This window comes from Neisseria viridiae (assembly GCF_962747995.1).
Taxonomy (GTDB): domain Bacteria; phylum Pseudomonadota; class Gammaproteobacteria; order Burkholderiales; family Neisseriaceae; genus Neisseria; species Neisseria viridiae.
Genome location: NZ_CAUJAJ010000001.1, coordinates 195,283 through 210,007, shown reverse-complemented (window position 1 = coordinate 210,007; position 14,725 = coordinate 195,283). Strand labels below are relative to the sequence as shown.

General features: G+C 53.3%; 16 protein-coding genes. 10 read left to right on the top strand and 6 right to left on the bottom strand.

Annotated elements, in window-relative coordinates:
* Positions 1-6: 6 nt before the first annotated feature.
* A complete protein-coding gene (locus tag Q9J79_RS01175; RefSeq protein WP_301911363.1) occupies positions 7-285 on the bottom strand; it encodes a hypothetical protein in 279 nt (92 codons plus the stop codon).
* Between the two features lie 455 nt (positions 286-740).
* On the opposite strand from Q9J79_RS01175, the gene miaA reads away from it, so the two are divergent.
* The 4 genes from miaA (at position 741) to rlmB (ending at position 3,716) form a co-directional block, all read left to right on the top strand.
* Positions 741-1,682, top strand: a complete 942-nt coding sequence (gene miaA / locus Q9J79_RS01170; protein ID WP_301911364.1) for a tRNA (adenosine(37)-N6)-dimethylallyltransferase MiaA — start codon at positions 741-743, stop codon at positions 1,680-1,682.
* Between the two features lie 3 nt (positions 1,683-1,685).
* Positions 1,686-2,405, top strand: coding sequence for a tRNA adenosine(34) deaminase TadA (gene tadA / locus Q9J79_RS01165; protein WP_301911365.1), 720 nt, complete (start codon positions 1,686-1,688; stop codon positions 2,403-2,405).
* A gap of 4 nt (positions 2,406-2,409) precedes the next feature.
* Entirely contained in the window at positions 2,410-2,898 is a 489-nt protein-coding gene (locus Q9J79_RS01160) for a DUF456 domain-containing protein (protein ID WP_301911366.1), read from the top strand.
* A 65-nt stretch (positions 2,899-2,963) separates the two neighbouring features.
* A complete protein-coding gene (rlmB, locus tag Q9J79_RS01155) occupies positions 2,964-3,716 on the top strand; it encodes a 23S rRNA (guanosine(2251)-2'-O)-methyltransferase RlmB (RefSeq protein WP_127254298.1) in 753 nt (250 codons plus the stop codon).
* A 61-nt stretch (positions 3,717-3,777) separates the two neighbouring features.
* On the opposite strand, the gene Q9J79_RS01150 is transcribed toward rlmB, so the two are convergent.
* The gene (locus Q9J79_RS01150; RefSeq protein ID WP_301911367.1) at positions 3,778-5,169 is read right to left on the bottom strand and encodes a nucleobase:cation symporter-2 family protein; all 1,392 of its coding nucleotides are present in this window, start codon (positions 5,167-5,169) and stop codon (positions 3,778-3,780) included.
* Between the two features lie 307 nt (positions 5,170-5,476).
* Here Q9J79_RS01150 and dapA point away from each other — a divergent pair, with 307 nt between their 5' ends.
* The gene (gene dapA / locus Q9J79_RS01145; protein WP_301911368.1) at positions 5,477-6,352 is read left to right on the top strand and encodes a 4-hydroxy-tetrahydrodipicolinate synthase; all 876 of its coding nucleotides are present in this window, start codon (positions 5,477-5,479) and stop codon (positions 6,350-6,352) included.
* Positions 6,353-6,360: 8 nt separating this feature from the next.
* Positions 6,361-7,557 carry an NlpB/DapX family lipoprotein gene (locus Q9J79_RS01140; RefSeq protein WP_301911369.1) on the top strand — a complete coding sequence of 399 codons (1,197 nt, stop codon included), beginning with the start codon at positions 6,361-6,363 and terminating at the stop codon, positions 7,555-7,557.
* A 56-nt stretch (positions 7,558-7,613) separates the two neighbouring features.
* On the opposite strand, the gene pip is transcribed toward Q9J79_RS01140, so the two are convergent.
* Positions 7,614-8,546 carry a prolyl aminopeptidase gene (gene pip / locus Q9J79_RS01135; RefSeq protein WP_301911370.1) on the bottom strand — a complete coding sequence of 311 codons (933 nt, stop codon included), beginning with the start codon at positions 8,544-8,546 and terminating at the stop codon, positions 7,614-7,616.
* A gap of 1,090 nt (positions 8,547-9,636) precedes the next feature.
* Between pip and Q9J79_RS01130 the strand changes: the two genes are divergently transcribed.
* Both Q9J79_RS01130 and Q9J79_RS01125 read left to right on the top strand, forming a co-directional pair.
* A complete protein-coding gene (locus Q9J79_RS01130; RefSeq protein WP_439787027.1) occupies positions 9,637-10,275 on the top strand; it encodes an opacity family porin in 639 nt (212 codons plus the stop codon).
* A gap of 13 nt (positions 10,276-10,288) precedes the next feature.
* Positions 10,289-10,420, top strand: a complete 132-nt coding sequence (locus tag Q9J79_RS01125; protein ID WP_304717616.1) for a hypothetical protein — start codon at positions 10,289-10,291, stop codon at positions 10,418-10,420.
* Positions 10,421-10,570: 150 nt separating this feature from the next.
* Here Q9J79_RS01125 and Q9J79_RS01120 read toward each other — a convergent pair whose 3' ends face one another.
* A complete protein-coding gene (locus Q9J79_RS01120; protein ID WP_301911442.1) occupies positions 10,571-10,804 on the bottom strand; it encodes a hypothetical protein in 234 nt (77 codons plus the stop codon).
* Positions 10,805-11,130: 326 nt separating this feature from the next.
* On the opposite strand from Q9J79_RS01120, the gene yciA reads away from it, so the two are divergent.
* The gene (gene yciA / locus Q9J79_RS01115) at positions 11,131-11,577 is read left to right on the top strand and encodes an acyl-CoA thioester hydrolase YciA (RefSeq protein ID WP_002213811.1); all 447 of its coding nucleotides are present in this window, start codon (positions 11,131-11,133) and stop codon (positions 11,575-11,577) included.
* A gap of 50 nt (positions 11,578-11,627) precedes the next feature.
* Here the strand turns inward: yciA and Q9J79_RS01110 are convergent, their stop codons facing one another.
* Positions 11,628-12,449, bottom strand: coding sequence for an SDR family oxidoreductase (locus Q9J79_RS01110; RefSeq protein ID WP_219296497.1), 822 nt, complete (start codon positions 12,447-12,449; stop codon positions 11,628-11,630).
* A 253-nt stretch (positions 12,450-12,702) separates the two neighbouring features.
* Here Q9J79_RS01110 and Q9J79_RS01105 point away from each other — a divergent pair, with 253 nt between their 5' ends.
* The gene (locus Q9J79_RS01105; protein WP_301911443.1) at positions 12,703-13,161 is read left to right on the top strand and encodes a c-type cytochrome; all 459 of its coding nucleotides are present in this window, start codon (positions 12,703-12,705) and stop codon (positions 13,159-13,161) included.
* 163 nt (positions 13,162-13,324) lie between these two features.
* Here Q9J79_RS01105 and lst read toward each other — a convergent pair whose 3' ends face one another.
* Positions 13,325-14,440 (bottom strand): N-acetyllactosaminide alpha-2,3-sialyltransferase, encoded by a 1,116-nt coding sequence (gene lst / locus Q9J79_RS01100; protein WP_301911444.1) that lies wholly within the window; start codon positions 14,438-14,440, stop codon positions 13,325-13,327.
* Positions 14,441-14,725 lie beyond the last annotated feature (285 nt).

Sequence of the window (14,725 nt, the reverse complement as noted above, 5' to 3'; positions counted from 1 at the left end):
AACGGGCTAAAACGCGCCAAAATAGTGGAACAAATACACAACCAGCAAAACAATCGGAATAAACAGAAACATAGTTTGACGTTTCAAATCAAACTCTTGCTTCAAATGATGCTTGATGGTGTCGAAAAGGACGAATTTGAACAAAAACGTCGCTTCGCAGGCAAGGATAATGCCGTTGATCAAGTGCTGGGGTTTGTCTTCGGGCGGATTGGCGGCGAACACGGCAAGCGTTATTAAAGGTATCAAGCAGACGACAATCCAGCGGACAAGCAGGTTTCGGGACATTGCAAGGCTTTCAAAAAAGCAAAACGCCATTATCGCCCCAAGCACGCGCCTTGTCTAACGGACGCGCCGGAGATGCCGTCTGAAGCCTTGCCGCCGGAAAACGCCGCACCGCCGAACCTTTAAATATACCCGGGACGGGCGTTCCCCGAGAAATCGGACGCTGCCGCCGATGCCTGCGGACAAGGCGGCATCGGGCACGGGCATATTGAAAACCCGGCGCGTCGGTTTGAACATATTTTATAGTGGATTAACAAAAATCAGGACAAGGCAACGAAGCCGCAGACAGTACAGATAGTACGGCAAGGCGAGGCAACGCTGTACTGGTTTAAATTTAATCCACTATATAAAGGCATACGGTAAACACGCCCCCTTGCCGTCGGCGTGCTTCCTCAAAGCAAAATATAAGGGCGGCGCGCTTTCCGCTATAATCCGTATTTTTCCAAACCCGAAACATTATGCCGACCCCGAAAGCCTTTGCCCTACTCGGGCCGACCGCCTGCGGCAAAACCGCGCTCGCCCTCAAAATTGCCGAAACTCTGCCTGTCGAAATCATCAGCCTCGATTCCGCGCTGGTTTACCGCGATATGGACATCGGCACGGCGAAACCGTCCGCCTCCGAACGCGCCTTTGTCCCGCACCACCTTATCGACATCATTACGCCCGTTCAGACATACAGTGCCGCCCGTTTTGTCGAAGACTGCACGCGTCTGGTCGGCAAAATCACGGCGCGTGGGAAATGTCCGCTGATTGTCGGCGGCACAATGATGTATTTCCGCGCCCTTACCCAAGGTTTGAACGATTTGCCCGAAGCCGATGCCTGCCTGCGTGCCGACTTGGACGAACAAAAACAGATGTACGGCTTGGATTTCCTCTACCGCACCCTGCAACAGGTCGATCCCGAAACCGCATGCCGTCTGAAACCGAACGACAGCCAGCGTATCGGACGCGCTTTGGAAGTTTATTATTTGACCGGCAAACCGATGAGCGAACACCTCGGCAGCCCGACCTCCCATACACTCCCTTTTGATTTGCATACCGCCGCACTGATTCCCGAAAACCGCGCCCGCCTGCATGAAAACATCGCCCTGCGTTTCCACCTGATGCTTGAACAGGGCTTTATCGGCGAAGTAGAAAACCTGCGCCGCCGCTATCCCGAGCTGACTCCGGATTCCCCCGCCATCCGCTGCGTCGGCTACCGTCAGGCGTGGGAACACCTCGACGGCGCAACCGACAGACAAACCTTCATCGAAAAAGGCATTGCCGCCACGCGCCAACTTGCCAAACGCCAACTGACTTGGTTGCGCAAAACACCTTTAGACTGCGTTGCCGACCCGTTTTCAGACGGCACTTCAGGCACGCGCCTGATTGAGGCGGCAAAACGGTTTTTCGGCGCATAAACCATGCTGACCACGCCGCCGCTCGCCCCCAAAACCCTTGCGGCCCTACACCGTCTGGGCATACGCACACTTGCCGACCTGCGTCAGACTGGCGCGGTTCAAACCTTCTTGTTATTGAAGGCATCAGGTTTGACCCTCACTAAAAGCACGCTGTGGCAACTCGAGTCGCTGCTGAACGGCACACTCCCGCAAGAAATCACGCAACACGACAAAACCTGCCTGCTTGCCGAGTTGAAAAACCATCCGCCCGTCGCCGCCTTTCCCCCCCAAGGCGAAATGGCGCATTTCATGGGTTTGGCATTGGAACAGGCGAAACTGTCCGCATTAATGGGCGAAATACCCGTTGGCGCAGTCATCGTTTCAGACGGCAAAATCATCGCATCGGCACACAACACCTGCATTGCCGACTGCAATGTCAGCCGCCATGCCGAAATCAACGCCTTGGCACAGGCAGGCAGCGAAATGCAAAACTACCGCCTTGACGGATGCGACATATATATCACCCTCGAACCCTGCGCCATGTGCGCGTCCGCACTGATACAGGCACGAATCAAGCGCGTGATTTACGGTGCGGCAGAACCCAAAACCGGCGCGGCAGGCAGCATCGTCAACCTGTTTGCCGACAAACGCCTCAATACGCACACCGCCATACGGGGCGGAATCCTGCAAGAAGAATGCCGCGCCGTATTAAGCCGTTTTTTCCAAAACAAAAGAAAAGGTTGAACCTATGACCGTACTGACCGTCATCCTTGCCCTCGCCCTGATAGCCGTCGGCACGGCGGGCATCGTTTACCCCGCCCTGCCCGGATTGGCATTGATGTTTGCCGGAACATGGCTGCTCGCCTACTCCGGCGGCTACCAAATCTACGGCGCGGGCGTTTTGTGGATGGTCGGACTCATCAGCCTTACCGGCATACTGACGGACTATGTGGCAGGCATATGGGGGACAAAATATACCGGAGCGGGCAAGCTCGCCGTTCGCGGCGCATTGGTCGGCAGCATTATCGGTATGTTTTTCTCCCTTCCCGGACTAATACTCGGTCCCTTTATCGGCGCGGCGGCAGGCGAACTGATCGATCGGCGCAATATGCTTCAGGCAGGTAAAGCGGGCTTGGGTACACTGTTGGGACTTGTCGTCGGCACGGCGTTCAAAATCGGCTGCGCCGTCTCCATCCTGTTTATTTTATTGGTGAAATACATCGCCTACCTGTTTTAACCCCTTCAGACGGCATCAGGATAAATTGCTATAATGCCGTCTGAAATTTCCGACAAAGCACCATCATGGCAAACCAAAGACCCATCTACGGCTTCCACGCCGTCAATGCCCGTTTGTGGCAAAACCCCAAATCCATCGTCGAACTCTACATCCAAGAAGGCAAATCAGACGCACGCACGCGCGAAGTGTTGGAAAAGGCGGCAAACGAAAACATCCGCGTATATTTTGCCGATGCCGACCGCCTTAACGCCATCAGCAAAGGCGCGCGCCATCAGGGCGTGGTCGGATTTATCGATGCCTCCAAAAACCACGTCCACCTCGAAGACGTATTGGAAAACCTCAGCGAACCGCCGCTGCTGCTGATACTCGACGGCATCACCGACCCGCACAACCTCGGCGCGTGCCTGCGTACCGCCGACGCGATGGGCGTACATGCCGTCATCGCACCGAAAGACAAAAGCGCGGGGCTGAACGCCACCGTCAGCAAAGTCGCCTGCGGTGCGGCGGAAACCGTCCCCTACATCACCGTAACCAACCTCGCCCGCACCCTGCGCGAGCTGAAAGAATACGGCATCTGGATTATCGGTACCGATATGGGCGGCGAGTCCGACCTTTACCATTGCAATCTGCCCGACAGCGCGGCGTGGGTAATGGGCAACGAAGGCGACGGTATGCGCCGCCTCACGCGCGAACATTGCGACATGCTGGTGTCCATACCCATGTTCGGCACGGTCGAAAGCATGAACGTCTCCGTGTCTGCCGGAATGGTATTAAGTGAAACCCGCCGGCAACGCGTATTAAAAAACGAAAAAGCGTAAGCCTCAAAAACAATGCCGTCTGAAACAGGGATTCCGTTTCAGACAGCATTCGTTTTCAAAATCAGTGTTCCAAGTGGTCGGTATCAAACTTGACCGCCGCCTCGGTTTTATCTTCGGGCAAGACCAAATTCAGCAAGACTGCCGTAATGCCGCCTGCAGAAATAGAGTTTTGGAACAAGACGGGCAGGTTCTTAAACACTTCCGGCTCAAACGCGACACCCAAGCCCAAACCGACCGACGTTGCCGCAATTACCGCCTCGCGCCTGCGGATGCCGTGGCTGACCAAAATCCGCACGCCCGCAATCGCAATCAAGCCGAACATCAAAACCATCGCGCCGCCCAACACCGGACTCGGAATCGTCGTAAACGCACGTCCGACAACGGGAAACAGACCCAGCAGAATCAAAATCGCCGCGATATATTTGCCCACGTGGCGCGAAGCCACGCCGGTCATCTGAATCACGCCGTTGTTTTGCGCAAACGTCGTCAACGGCAAAGAACCGAGCGCGGTTGCGATTACCGATACCAAACCATCCGCCAACACGCCGCCGCGCAGGCGTTTGGTGTATTCCTCACCTTCAATCGGCTGGTCGGACACCATTGCCGTCGCGGTCAAATCGCCGACCGCCTCAAACACGCTCAACAAGAAGATCGCGCCTGCCACAATAAATGCGTGCCAGTCGAAAGCAAAACCGTATTTAAACGGTACGGGCAGCGTAACCAGCGGCAGGTTTTGCAGCGCGGAAAAATCCACCTTACCCAAAAACAGCGCGACGATGTAGCCGGCAATCAGCCCGACCGCGATACCGCTCATACGCAGCAGCGGATTTTTCATGCAGTTGAACACCAGCACAATCAGCAGCACCAGCGAAGCCAGCCCCAAGTTTTCCATCGAGCCGAACGTGCCGTCCGCCTTCGCGCCGAAGCCGCCGCCGAAATCAGTAATGCCGACGTGTACCAAACTCAAGCCAATCAGCATCACGACCACGCCGCTGACCGTCGGCGTAATCACTTTTTTCAAATAAGGCAGCAGCCACGCCGAGAAACACACCAAAAACGCGCCGACAAACGATACGCCCAAGAGCGTCGAAATCATCGCATCCTTAGTCAAACCGCCCTCTTTCATCCCCGCACCGAGCGCAATCATGACGGTAACGAACGAGAAATTCACCGACTGGATGGACAGCATCCCCGAACCGACCGGCCCGAAGCGGTTGACCTGCAAATAAGTGCCGACACCCGACGCAACCATCGCCATCGACACGAGATATGCCGTCATCTCCACCGGCAATTCCAGCGCGCCGCCCACAATCAGCGCGGGCGTAATCATCGGCACGAAAATCGCCAAAAGATGGGTAACCGCGCTCAACAACGCATTGCCGAACGGCGGCCTATCCTCCAAACCGTACACCAAATCAGGCGCATCCGCACCTTTTCCCAACTGACCGCTCATTGTATTTCCTTATTTTAAAGGTTGAAAAATCCAAGCGCGGATTGTAGCGAATCTGCCGCACGGCTTCAATTTGCATTTCAGACGGCATCCGTCTGCCCACACGCCCAACACATTTTAAATCCGGCGGCACCGACATAAACCGGCGAACATAATAAAATGATTTCAAACAGGAAAAATCAATTTCCACCATACCTTTCGGTGCAAACGCCCCACATCCGCAACCCGCCGGATTTCACACCTGCGGTAAAGTAGGCTACAATCGGAAGCATTACCGCCCCCTACACCACAACTGAATAAAAGGTTCCGTATGTTACAAGGTAGCTTGGTTGCCCTGATTACCCCGATGAATCAAGATGGCAGCATCCATTACGAACAACTCCGCGATTTGATCGACTGGCATATCGAAAACGGCACAGACGGCATCGTCGCCGTCGGCACGACAGGCGAATCCGCCACCCTCTCCGTCGAAGAACATTTAAGCGTAATCGAAGAAACGGTCAAACACGTCAACAAGCGCGTCCCCGTCATCGCAGGTACCGGCGCCAACAACACCCTCGAAGCCATCGCACTTTCGCAAGCCGCCGAAAAAGCCGGTGCAGACTTCACCTTATCCGTCGTCCCCTATTACAACAAGCCCTCCCAAGAAGGCATTTACCAACATTTCAAAACCATCGCCGAAGCCACTTCGATTCCGATGATTATCTACAACGTGCCCGGCCGTACCGTCGTCAGCATGAACAACGAAACCATCCTGCGCCTTGCCGAAATCTCCAACATCGTCGGCGTGAAAGAAGCCAGCGGCAACATCGGCAGCAACATCGAACTCATCAACCGCGCGCCCGAAGGCTTCGTCGTCCTTTCCGGCGACGACCACACCGCCCTGCCGTTCATGCTGTGCGGCGGGCACGGCGTTATTACCGTAGCCGCCAACGCCGCCCCGAAACTCTTTGCCGATATGTGCCGTGCCGCGCTGCAAGGCGACATTGCCCTCGCACGCGAACTCAACGACCGGCTGATTCCGATTTACGACACCATGTTCTGCGAACCCAGCCCCGCCGCACCGAAATGGGCGGTATCCGCCTTGGGCAGATGCGAACCGCACGTCCGCCTACCGCTCGTTCCGCTGACGGAAAACGGACAAACAAAAGTCTGCGCCGCCCTGAAAGCCTCAGGACAACTTTAAATATAGCCATGCCGTCTGAACCGTTCAGACGGCATAACGCAACAAACACTTTAATATCCATCACACAGGATGACACGATGACCCATATCAAACCCGTCATTTCCGCACTCGCACTCATCGGGCTTGCCGCCTGCTCCGGCAGCAAAACCGAACAGCCCAGGCTCGACTACCAAAGCCGGTCGCACCGCCTGATCAAACTCGAAGTTCCCCCCGACTTAAACAACCCCGACCAAGGCAACCTCTACCGCCTGCCTGCCGGTTCGGGAGCCGTCCGCGCCAGCGATTTGGAAAAACGCCGCACACCCGCCGTCCAACAGCCTGCCGATGCCGAAGTATTGAAAAGCGTCAAAGGTGTCCGCCTCGAGCGCGACGGCAGCCAACGCTGGCTCGTTGTCGACGGCAAATCACCGGCGGAAATATGGCCGCTCCTGAAAGCCTTCTGGCAGGAAAACGGCTTCGACATCAAATCCGAAGAACCTGCCATCGGACAAATGGAAACCGAGTGGGCGGAAAACCGCGCCAAAATCCCCCAAGACAGCATCCGCCGCCTCTTCGACAAAGTCGGTTTGGGCGGCATCTACTCCACCGGCGAGCGCGACAAATTCATCGTCCGCATCGAACAGGGCAAAAACGGCGTTTCCGACATCTTCTTCACCCACAAAGCGATGAAAGAAGTGTACGGCAGCAAAGACAAAGACACGACCATGTGGCAGCCTTCCGCTTCCGACCCCAACCTCGAAGCGGCTTTCCTGACGCGCTTTATGCAATATTTGGGCGTTGACGGACAGCAGGCGGAAAACGCATTGGCAAAAAAACCGATCCTTCCCGCCGCCAACGAAATGGCGCGTATCGAAGGCAAAAGCCTGATTGTCTTAGGCGACTACGGCAGAAACTGGCGGCGCACCGCACTCGCCCTCGACCGCATCGGTCTGACCGTCGTCGGTCAAAACACCGAACGCCACGCCTTCCTGGTTCAAAAAGCCCCGAACGAAAGCAATGCCGTTACCGAACAAAAACCGGGGCTGTTCAAACGCTTGCTGGGCAAAGGCAAAGCGGAGAAACCTGCCGAACAACTGGAACTGATTGTCTATGCAGAACCCGTTGCCGACGGCTCTCGCATCGTCCTGCTCAACAAAGACGGCAGCGCATATGCCGACAAAGATGCATCCGCATTATTGGGCAAACTCCATTCCGAACTGCGTTAAACCGTTCAAAACAAAAGCAGCTTCCAAACAGAAGCTGCTTTTTTATGCGGAACTTTTTACAACAACCGAGGAAAAATATCCTCAACCGCCTGAACCAGCGCATCCGCCAAAGGCGGATCGAACGCACAATGCCCCGCCTGAACCACCCTCAACTCCGCTTCGGGAAAGGCTTTCGACAACTCCCACGCACTCTGCATCGGCGTACACAAATCATACCGCCCCTGTACGATAATGGTCGGGATATGCCGTATTTTGCCGATATTGTTCAAAATCGCCTTATCGCCCTGCAACCAGCCGCCGTTGACAAAATAATGGTTTTCCAAACGCGCGATTGCCAGTGAGGCATAAGCATCTTCATCCACTTCCTCCGGCTCGAAACGAATCAGATAGCTTTCCCAATCCGCCCAAGCCTTCGCGGCAGACAGGCGCACTTCTTCATCTTGATGAAACAGCATTTCATGATATGCCTGAATCAACATATGGCGGCTGTTTTCAGCAATCGGCGCGACAAATTTTTGCCATTGTTCCGGATAAATCCGGCTCACACCGCCCGCCTCGTTCAGCCACGCCGTTTCAGACGGCCTGCACAAAAATATCCCGCGCAACACCAATCCCTTTACCCGTTCCGGATGGGTTTGGGCATAAGCCAGCGACAACGTGCTGCCCCAAGAACCGCCGAACACCAGCCATTTTTCAATACCCAGCATCTCACGGACTTTTTCAATATCTGCCACCAAATCCCAAGTCGTATTGTCTTCCGCACAAGCATACGGGTGCGAACGTCCGCAACCGCGCTGGTCGATGATGACAATACGGAACACATCGGGATTGAAAAAACCCCGACATTCAGGCGAAGCCCCCGCGCCCGGCCCGCCGTGTAAAAAAATGACCGGCACACCCTCGGGATTGCCCGATTCCTCCCAATAAATTTGATGAATTTCAGACACCTGCAAGTATCCGCTATGAAAAGGCTGTTTTATCTCATACATCATCTTCTCCCATATTGCCTCTGACAATCCGAACATCCCAACACGCGACATCACGCACAAAACACAAGCCGCCCCGAAAGGCAGATGCCGAAAAATCGCGATATAGTGGATTAACAAAAATCAGGACAAGGCGACGAAGCCGCAGACAGTACAAGCAGTACGGAACCGATTCACTTGGTGCTTGGGCACCTTAGAGAATCGTTCTCTTTGAGCTAAGGCGAGACAACACCGTACCGGTTTTTGTTAATCCGCTATATTCCGCCATCTCTAAGATTTACAGCGATACACGGGTGATTTAAGGAATGCCCGAACCGTCATTCCCGCCACTTTTCGTCATTCCCACCACTTTTCGTCATTCCTACGAACCTACATCCCGTCATTCCCACGAAAGTGGGAATCCAGAACGTAAAATCTGAAGAAACCGTTTTATCCGATAAGTTTCCGCACCGACAGACCTAGATTCCCGCCTGCGCGGGAATGACGGCAGTGCTTCCTTGGCTTAGTTTTATTTTAACCAACTACATAGTGGATTAACAAAAATCAGGACAAGGCGACGAAGCCGCAGACAGTACAAATAGTACGGAACCGATTCACTTGGTGCTTCAGCACCTTAGAGAATCGTTCTCTTTGAGCTAAGGCGAGGCAACGCCGTACTGGTTTTTGTTAATCCACTATAAAGAAAATATTGCATAAACAGGCGGAAATATATCATTTAAAAGAAAACCCATACAATGTCTGACAGAAACAAGCCTCTTTGCCATTATTTCCTAACAGTTAAGCCCCACCCTTCAAGGCGGCGGATCGGCCTTATTTCAAAATGGCGCAAGCCCCTGCCCTCAGGTTCAACACGCAGGATTAAACCATAATGGTGGCTTTCTTATTGTTTCTTATTGAAACATCGCCCCAAACCCGATACAATCCGCCCTTGAACCATCAGTAAAAATCGTTCTCTTTTAATCAGTTAAACCGAATACGGAGCCGAAAATGAATCCAGCCCCCAAAAAAACCCTTCTCTTCTCTTCTCTTCTCTTCTCTTCTCTTCTCTTCCGCAGCGCAGGCGGCAAGTGAAGACAATGGCCGCGGCCCGTATGTGCAGGCAGATTTAGCCTATGCCTACGAACACATTACCCACGATTATCCCGGCGACAACGCCAAAGTCTTCGACGACTACCGCAACGTCAAAACCCATTCCACCCACCCCCGCCTTTCCGTCGGCTACGATTTCGGCAACTGGCGCATCGCCCTCGATTACGCCCGTTATAATACTTGGAGACATGGCAAGCATATTCACGCAGAAAATACTAAAAAAGTCAAAAACGGCACTGAAGTTAAAACAATTGCCGACCACACCGACAAAGGCACATTCAAAGCCGAATCCAACTACGGCATCTCCGCCATCTACGATTTCAACACCGGCACCCGCTTCAAACCCTATGCCGGCATACGCGCCGGCTTGGGCAAAGTAAGACACAGCATTGCGGTGGAAGATAAAGCTGAAATAATTATTGCCAATATTTCAGCGACCGGAGGATTGAAAGATGTCCACGCGCCCGTACACCAAAGCCACAGCATCCGCCGCGTGGGCTTCGGTGCGGTGGCAGGCGTAGGCATCGACATCACACCCAACCTGACCTTGGATACCGGATACCGCTACCACTACTGGGGACGCTTGGAAAACACCCGCTTCAAAACCCACGAAGCCTCATTGGGCGTGCGTTACCGCTTCTGATTCCCCGATACCGATGCCGTCTGAACCTTCAGACGGCATTTTTGATGCACCCGCCGTTTACAGGCGCGGGACGGGCGCAGTGAAATACCCGAACCGTCATCCCCGACAACACCGCAATCTTGAAACCCGTCCGACAACACCGTAATCTCGAAACCCGTCATTCCCGACAACACCACAATCTTGAAACCCGTCATTCCCGCGCAGGCGGGAATCCAGACCCCCGACGCGGCGGGAATCTATCGGAAATGACTGAAACCCCGAGATTCTAGATTCCCACTTTCGTGGGAATGACGGTTCAGTTGCGTAGGGCTGGGTTGTCGAAAGGGGCGGATTCGATGGACTCAATGAAAACGGTAGAAATGTTGGATTGATGAAAATGGCGGACTGAAGCCCACTGATTCATCGACTCCAACGCTTCCAACGGTTTCAGACGGCATTTTTTACACAATTCCCACCATTTTCCATCACTCCCGATAACACCGTAATCTTGAAACCCGTCCGACAACACCGCAATCTTGAAACCCGTCATTCCCGCGCAGGCGGGAATCTATCGGAAATGACTGAAACCCCGAGATTCTAGATTCCCACTTTCGTGGGAATGACGGTTCAGTTGCGTAGGGCCGGGTTGTCGAAAGGGGCGGATTCGATGGATTCAATGAAAACGGTAGAAATGTTGGATTGATGGAAATGGCGGGCTGAAGCCCACTCTACAGCCCCTTCCTACAATACGCCTTGCGAATCTGTTCCGTGCCCGCCCTTGTATGTCTCAAATGGGTTAAACTACGCCCTTCCCGACTTCCCGTTTCGGGCAGGGGTGCAGGTCCGATTTATCTTTCAATAAAACAAGGAAACTTTATGCAGCACGAAGAAGGCAACCGCCAACGCCCTCAAGGCGAACTGCTCCTGCGTACCGTCGCTATGCCGCGCGATACCAATCCCAACCAAGACATTTTCGGCGGCTGGATTATGTCGCAGATGGATTTGGGCGGCGGCATATTGGCGGCGGAAATCGCGCGGGGACGCATCGTTACCGTCGCCGTTCAGGAAATGAACTTCATCCGCCCGGTCAAGGTCGGCAACGTCGTCTGCTGCTACGGGCATTGCGTCCGCGTAGGCAATACTTCCCTCCAGCTTAAAGTGGAAGTCTGGGTCAAAACTTTGATGAACGATTGCGTTACCGAAGACCGCCACCTCGTAACCGAAGCCGTGTTCACTTATGTCGCCATCGATGCGGAAGGCAATCCGCGCCCGATACCGAAAGAAGGCAACCCCAAATTGGCGGGCTTATTGCCTACTCCGTAAAAATACCCGTAAAAATGCCGTCTGAAACTGTCTTCAGACGGCATTCCGTATCATTTGAACCAAGACCTGATGCGGGAAAACAGCGACATACTCTGTTTTTCAAAGTCTTCCCGCACTTCCGGCACGGCTTTTTTTATCACCTTCATTCCTGCAAAAGTCTGCGCCACGGGCATGATTTCAATCGTGTTCACATTCATATGCGCCGGCCGGCGGTACAGCCACAATGCGGTTTCCGCAATATCTTCGGGGCGGATAAATTCCACACCCTCATACACGCCCGCCGCCCTCTCGTCATCGCCTTTGAAGCGCACGTTGGAAAACTCCGTATCGCCGCACAAACCCGGCTCGATATTGGTAACGCGGATATTTTTATCCGCCAACTCCGCACGCAGGTTCAGGCTGAACTGGCGCACAAACGCCTTGGTCGCCCCGTAAACGTTGCTGCCGGCATAAGCATAATTGCCTGCAATCGAACCCAAATTCATCACATAGCCGCCGCCGCGCTCCACCATTTGCGGCAAAATCTTGCGCGTCAGAAACGTCAAACCCAAAACATTGGTTTGAATCATCGTTTCCCAATCTTCAAAATCCGCCTTGTCCGCCGTGTCCAGACCCAAAGCCAGCCCGGCATTGTTGATGAGGCAGTCGATATCGGAAAATTCATCGGGGATGCCGTTTAAAGCGTTTTCCACCGACTCACGGCGCGACACGTCCATTTCCAAAGGGTAAAACAAAGCACCCAATTCATCCGCCAAGGCCTGAAGCCTGTCCGCACGGCGCGCCGCACCGATAACGCGGTATCCCGCCCCGACAAACGCGCGGCACATCGCTTCGCCGAAGCCTGCCGAAGCACCGGTAATTAAAACAGCCATCGTTTTTCCTTTCTTTCTCGTTTCCCAGACCTGTTTCAGGTATCATAACGCCCTTCAGCCAGCATCGCGCCGGCTGAAAACGACAACAACCATACCACCACGACAGGACACATTCAATATGTTTCAACACACAGGACGATACATAAAGCGTCGCCCTATGTGCCGTCCTGATTCGGAAGGGGTTGCACCCTTCCCAAATAAAATCTGATTCTACCGCCCTAAAGGGCGGGGTTTCAACCGAAAAGGAAACACGATGAACATTCAAACCCGCCTTGCCGCAACCACCCTCGCCCTATTCCTTTCCGCCTGCGGAAACGGCGGCGCACCCTCACAGCCCAAAGGCGAAATTTCCGAAAACCGCACCGCCGCGTTCAAATCTATGATGCCCGACTTCTCGCGTATGGGCAAAATGGTCAAAGGCGAAGAACCTTACGATGTCGAAAAATTCAAACAGGCTGCCGCGGCGTTTGCCGAAAGCAGCAAAAAACCGTTCACGCTTTTTGAGTCCGACCCCCAAGGCAACGGCCGCGCCCTGCCCGCCGTTTGGTCGGATGGTGCAAAATTTGAAGCCGAAAAAACAAAATTCACTGCCGCCGTCGAAAAACTCAACGCCGCCGCCCAAACCGGCAAACTGGATGAAATCAAAGCCGCCTACGGCGAAACCGGTGCAAGCTGCAAATCCTGCCACGACAGTTTCCGCGCGCCCGAATAACATCCGAAACAGAACAATGCCGTCTGAAGCTTTCAGACGGCATTTTCTTTGTCATTTCAGCACACGCAAAGCAATCGGAAATGATCGTCAATTCAAAAAATACGCCATATCCTGATTTTTGCCTTACTTACTCCGCCGTTTTCTATTTTGATTTGCTATGCGATTAATCTTTATCGTCAAATGTCAAAATCGGAATGCTGGCCTGACGGAACAGCGCATAAACGGGCTTGAGCCAATAATCTTCCGGAAGGGAAGCCGGTTTCAATGCGTAAACGTGCACATTGGGAAAATCCTTCATCGTCAACGCCGCGCCGCTGAAAAAGGTATAAATTTCATACCTCGTATGCGGGTTTTTCTTAATTTCGCGCAAAATATAGTCTTCGATGACATAGGGCGAATTTAACGCGGTTACGCCGGAAAGCCCGTAGGTTTGGCGGGGATGCGGCGCGACATATTGTATGTTGAAATCTTTTGCCGCCTTTTCCGAAATTTCCTTCATCTCCTTGTCGGGCGAACCCAAAAGTATCCGCACCGTGCCGCCCGTTTCATCCCCCGCCTTCAGTTCGGACGCATCGAACAGCGGCAGGTAAGTCATCTTGCGGCGGCCGTCGTCCATAATGTTTTTCAAACCCTTGAATATCGTGTAATGCTCGTCGGAAGCATTGCGGGTTTTGGCGATGCTCCAATCTCCGACCATCATTCGGGCAAAATTACGCTTGATCGTCCCGTTTACAGAAAACTCATCGCCCAAATAGCTGCTCTCCTGTATCAGATTGTTTGTGCCGTCGTCAAAGGTTTTGATTTCCGCATCCGGGTAAGTGCTCAAAAAGGCGGCGATGCTGATTTTTTCCAAACTCGCCAAATAAATCCGCTTGACCTTCGGCAGCAGCATCGACTTTACCTTCAGCTCCGCCATCGTCGGAATAAAATTAAACGATTTGTTCAAACCGTAGGGCAGGTAGAAAAAATACGCCCGCTCCGCCTTATCCTTTATCTGATTGAAATAATAATCGTATTTTTCATTCCTGTTTTCAGACATCAGCACCACATAAAACCGCCCCCCCGGATGCTGCGCCATAATCCTTTCTGCCACCTTCATCTGCAATATGGTATAGCAGAAAATCAGATTGACCGGTTCCCCCTCTTCATTGAAGAGTTTGTCCTTCAGCAGGGAAACCGCATTCCTTTCCCCCTGATTTACCCGGTCAAACGTATAAAATATCCCGAAACAAAAAACAATCAGGCACAACACGGTCAGACAGGCCTTTTTCAACCCCATATCCCTAAAACTCCATTCCGACAAATTGAACATACGCCCCGAGTGTCCGAGGCGGAAAAATGCGGAATTTTAGCAGATAATCCGACAGTTACCGAATATTAAAATCAATTTCACCGAAAATGTGCCGCCGCACATCAGGCACAACCTCACCGGCACCGCCGCCAAAAGCGGGAAAGTCATTTCCCCCTTCTTTTTCCGCCGCCGCGTGCAAACACGCCAAGATCGAACAAAGCGCGAACAAAGCCGCCAAAATATGCCATAATAGCCGCGCACATTCCCCGCGCA

Bases quoted from the DNA above. Each gene is read 5' to 3' on its own strand.
- Q9J79_RS01125 (WP_304717616.1), top strand. From the start codon at position 10,289: ATGCCGTCTGAACCTTCAGACGGCATTTTTGATGCACCCGCCGTTTAC.
- miaA (WP_301911364.1), top strand. From the start codon at position 741: ATGCCGACCCCGAAAGCCTTTGCCCTACTCGGGCCGACCGCCTGCGGC.
- Q9J79_RS01105 (WP_301911443.1), top strand. From the start codon at position 12,703: ATGAACATTCAAACCCGCCTTGCCGCAACCACCCTCGCCCTATTCCTT.
- Q9J79_RS01140 (WP_301911369.1), top strand. From the start codon at position 6,361: ATGCCGTCTGAACCGTTCAGACGGCATAACGCAACAAACACTTTAATA.
- rlmB (WP_127254298.1), top strand. From the start codon at position 2,964: ATGGCAAACCAAAGACCCATCTACGGCTTCCACGCCGTCAATGCCCGT.
- Q9J79_RS01160 (WP_301911366.1), top strand. From the start codon at position 2,410: ATGACCGTACTGACCGTCATCCTTGCCCTCGCCCTGATAGCCGTCGGC.
- Q9J79_RS01120 (WP_301911442.1), bottom strand. From the start codon at position 10,804: ATGACGGGTTTCAAGATTGCGGTGTTGTCGGACGGGTTTCAAGATTAC.
- Q9J79_RS01150 (WP_301911367.1), bottom strand. From the start codon at position 5,169: ATGAGCGGTCAGTTGGGAAAAGGTGCGGATGCGCCTGATTTGGTGTAC.
- pip (WP_301911370.1), bottom strand. From the start codon at position 8,546: ATGTATGAGATAAAACAGCCTTTTCATAGCGGATACTTGCAGGTGTCT.
- tadA (WP_301911365.1), top strand. From the start codon at position 1,686: ATGCTGACCACGCCGCCGCTCGCCCCCAAAACCCTTGCGGCCCTACAC.
- dapA (WP_301911368.1), top strand. From the start codon at position 5,477: ATGTTACAAGGTAGCTTGGTTGCCCTGATTACCCCGATGAATCAAGAT.
- Q9J79_RS01175 (WP_301911363.1), bottom strand. From the start codon at position 285: ATGTCCCGAAACCTGCTTGTCCGCTGGATTGTCGTCTGCTTGATACCT.
- Q9J79_RS01110 (WP_219296497.1), bottom strand. From the start codon at position 12,449: ATGGCTGTTTTAATTACCGGTGCTTCGGCAGGCTTCGGCGAAGCGATG.
- yciA (WP_002213811.1), top strand. From the start codon at position 11,131: ATGCAGCACGAAGAAGGCAACCGCCAACGCCCTCAAGGCGAACTGCTC.
- lst (WP_301911444.1), bottom strand. From the start codon at position 14,440: ATGGGGTTGAAAAAGGCCTGTCTGACCGTGTTGTGCCTGATTGTTTTT.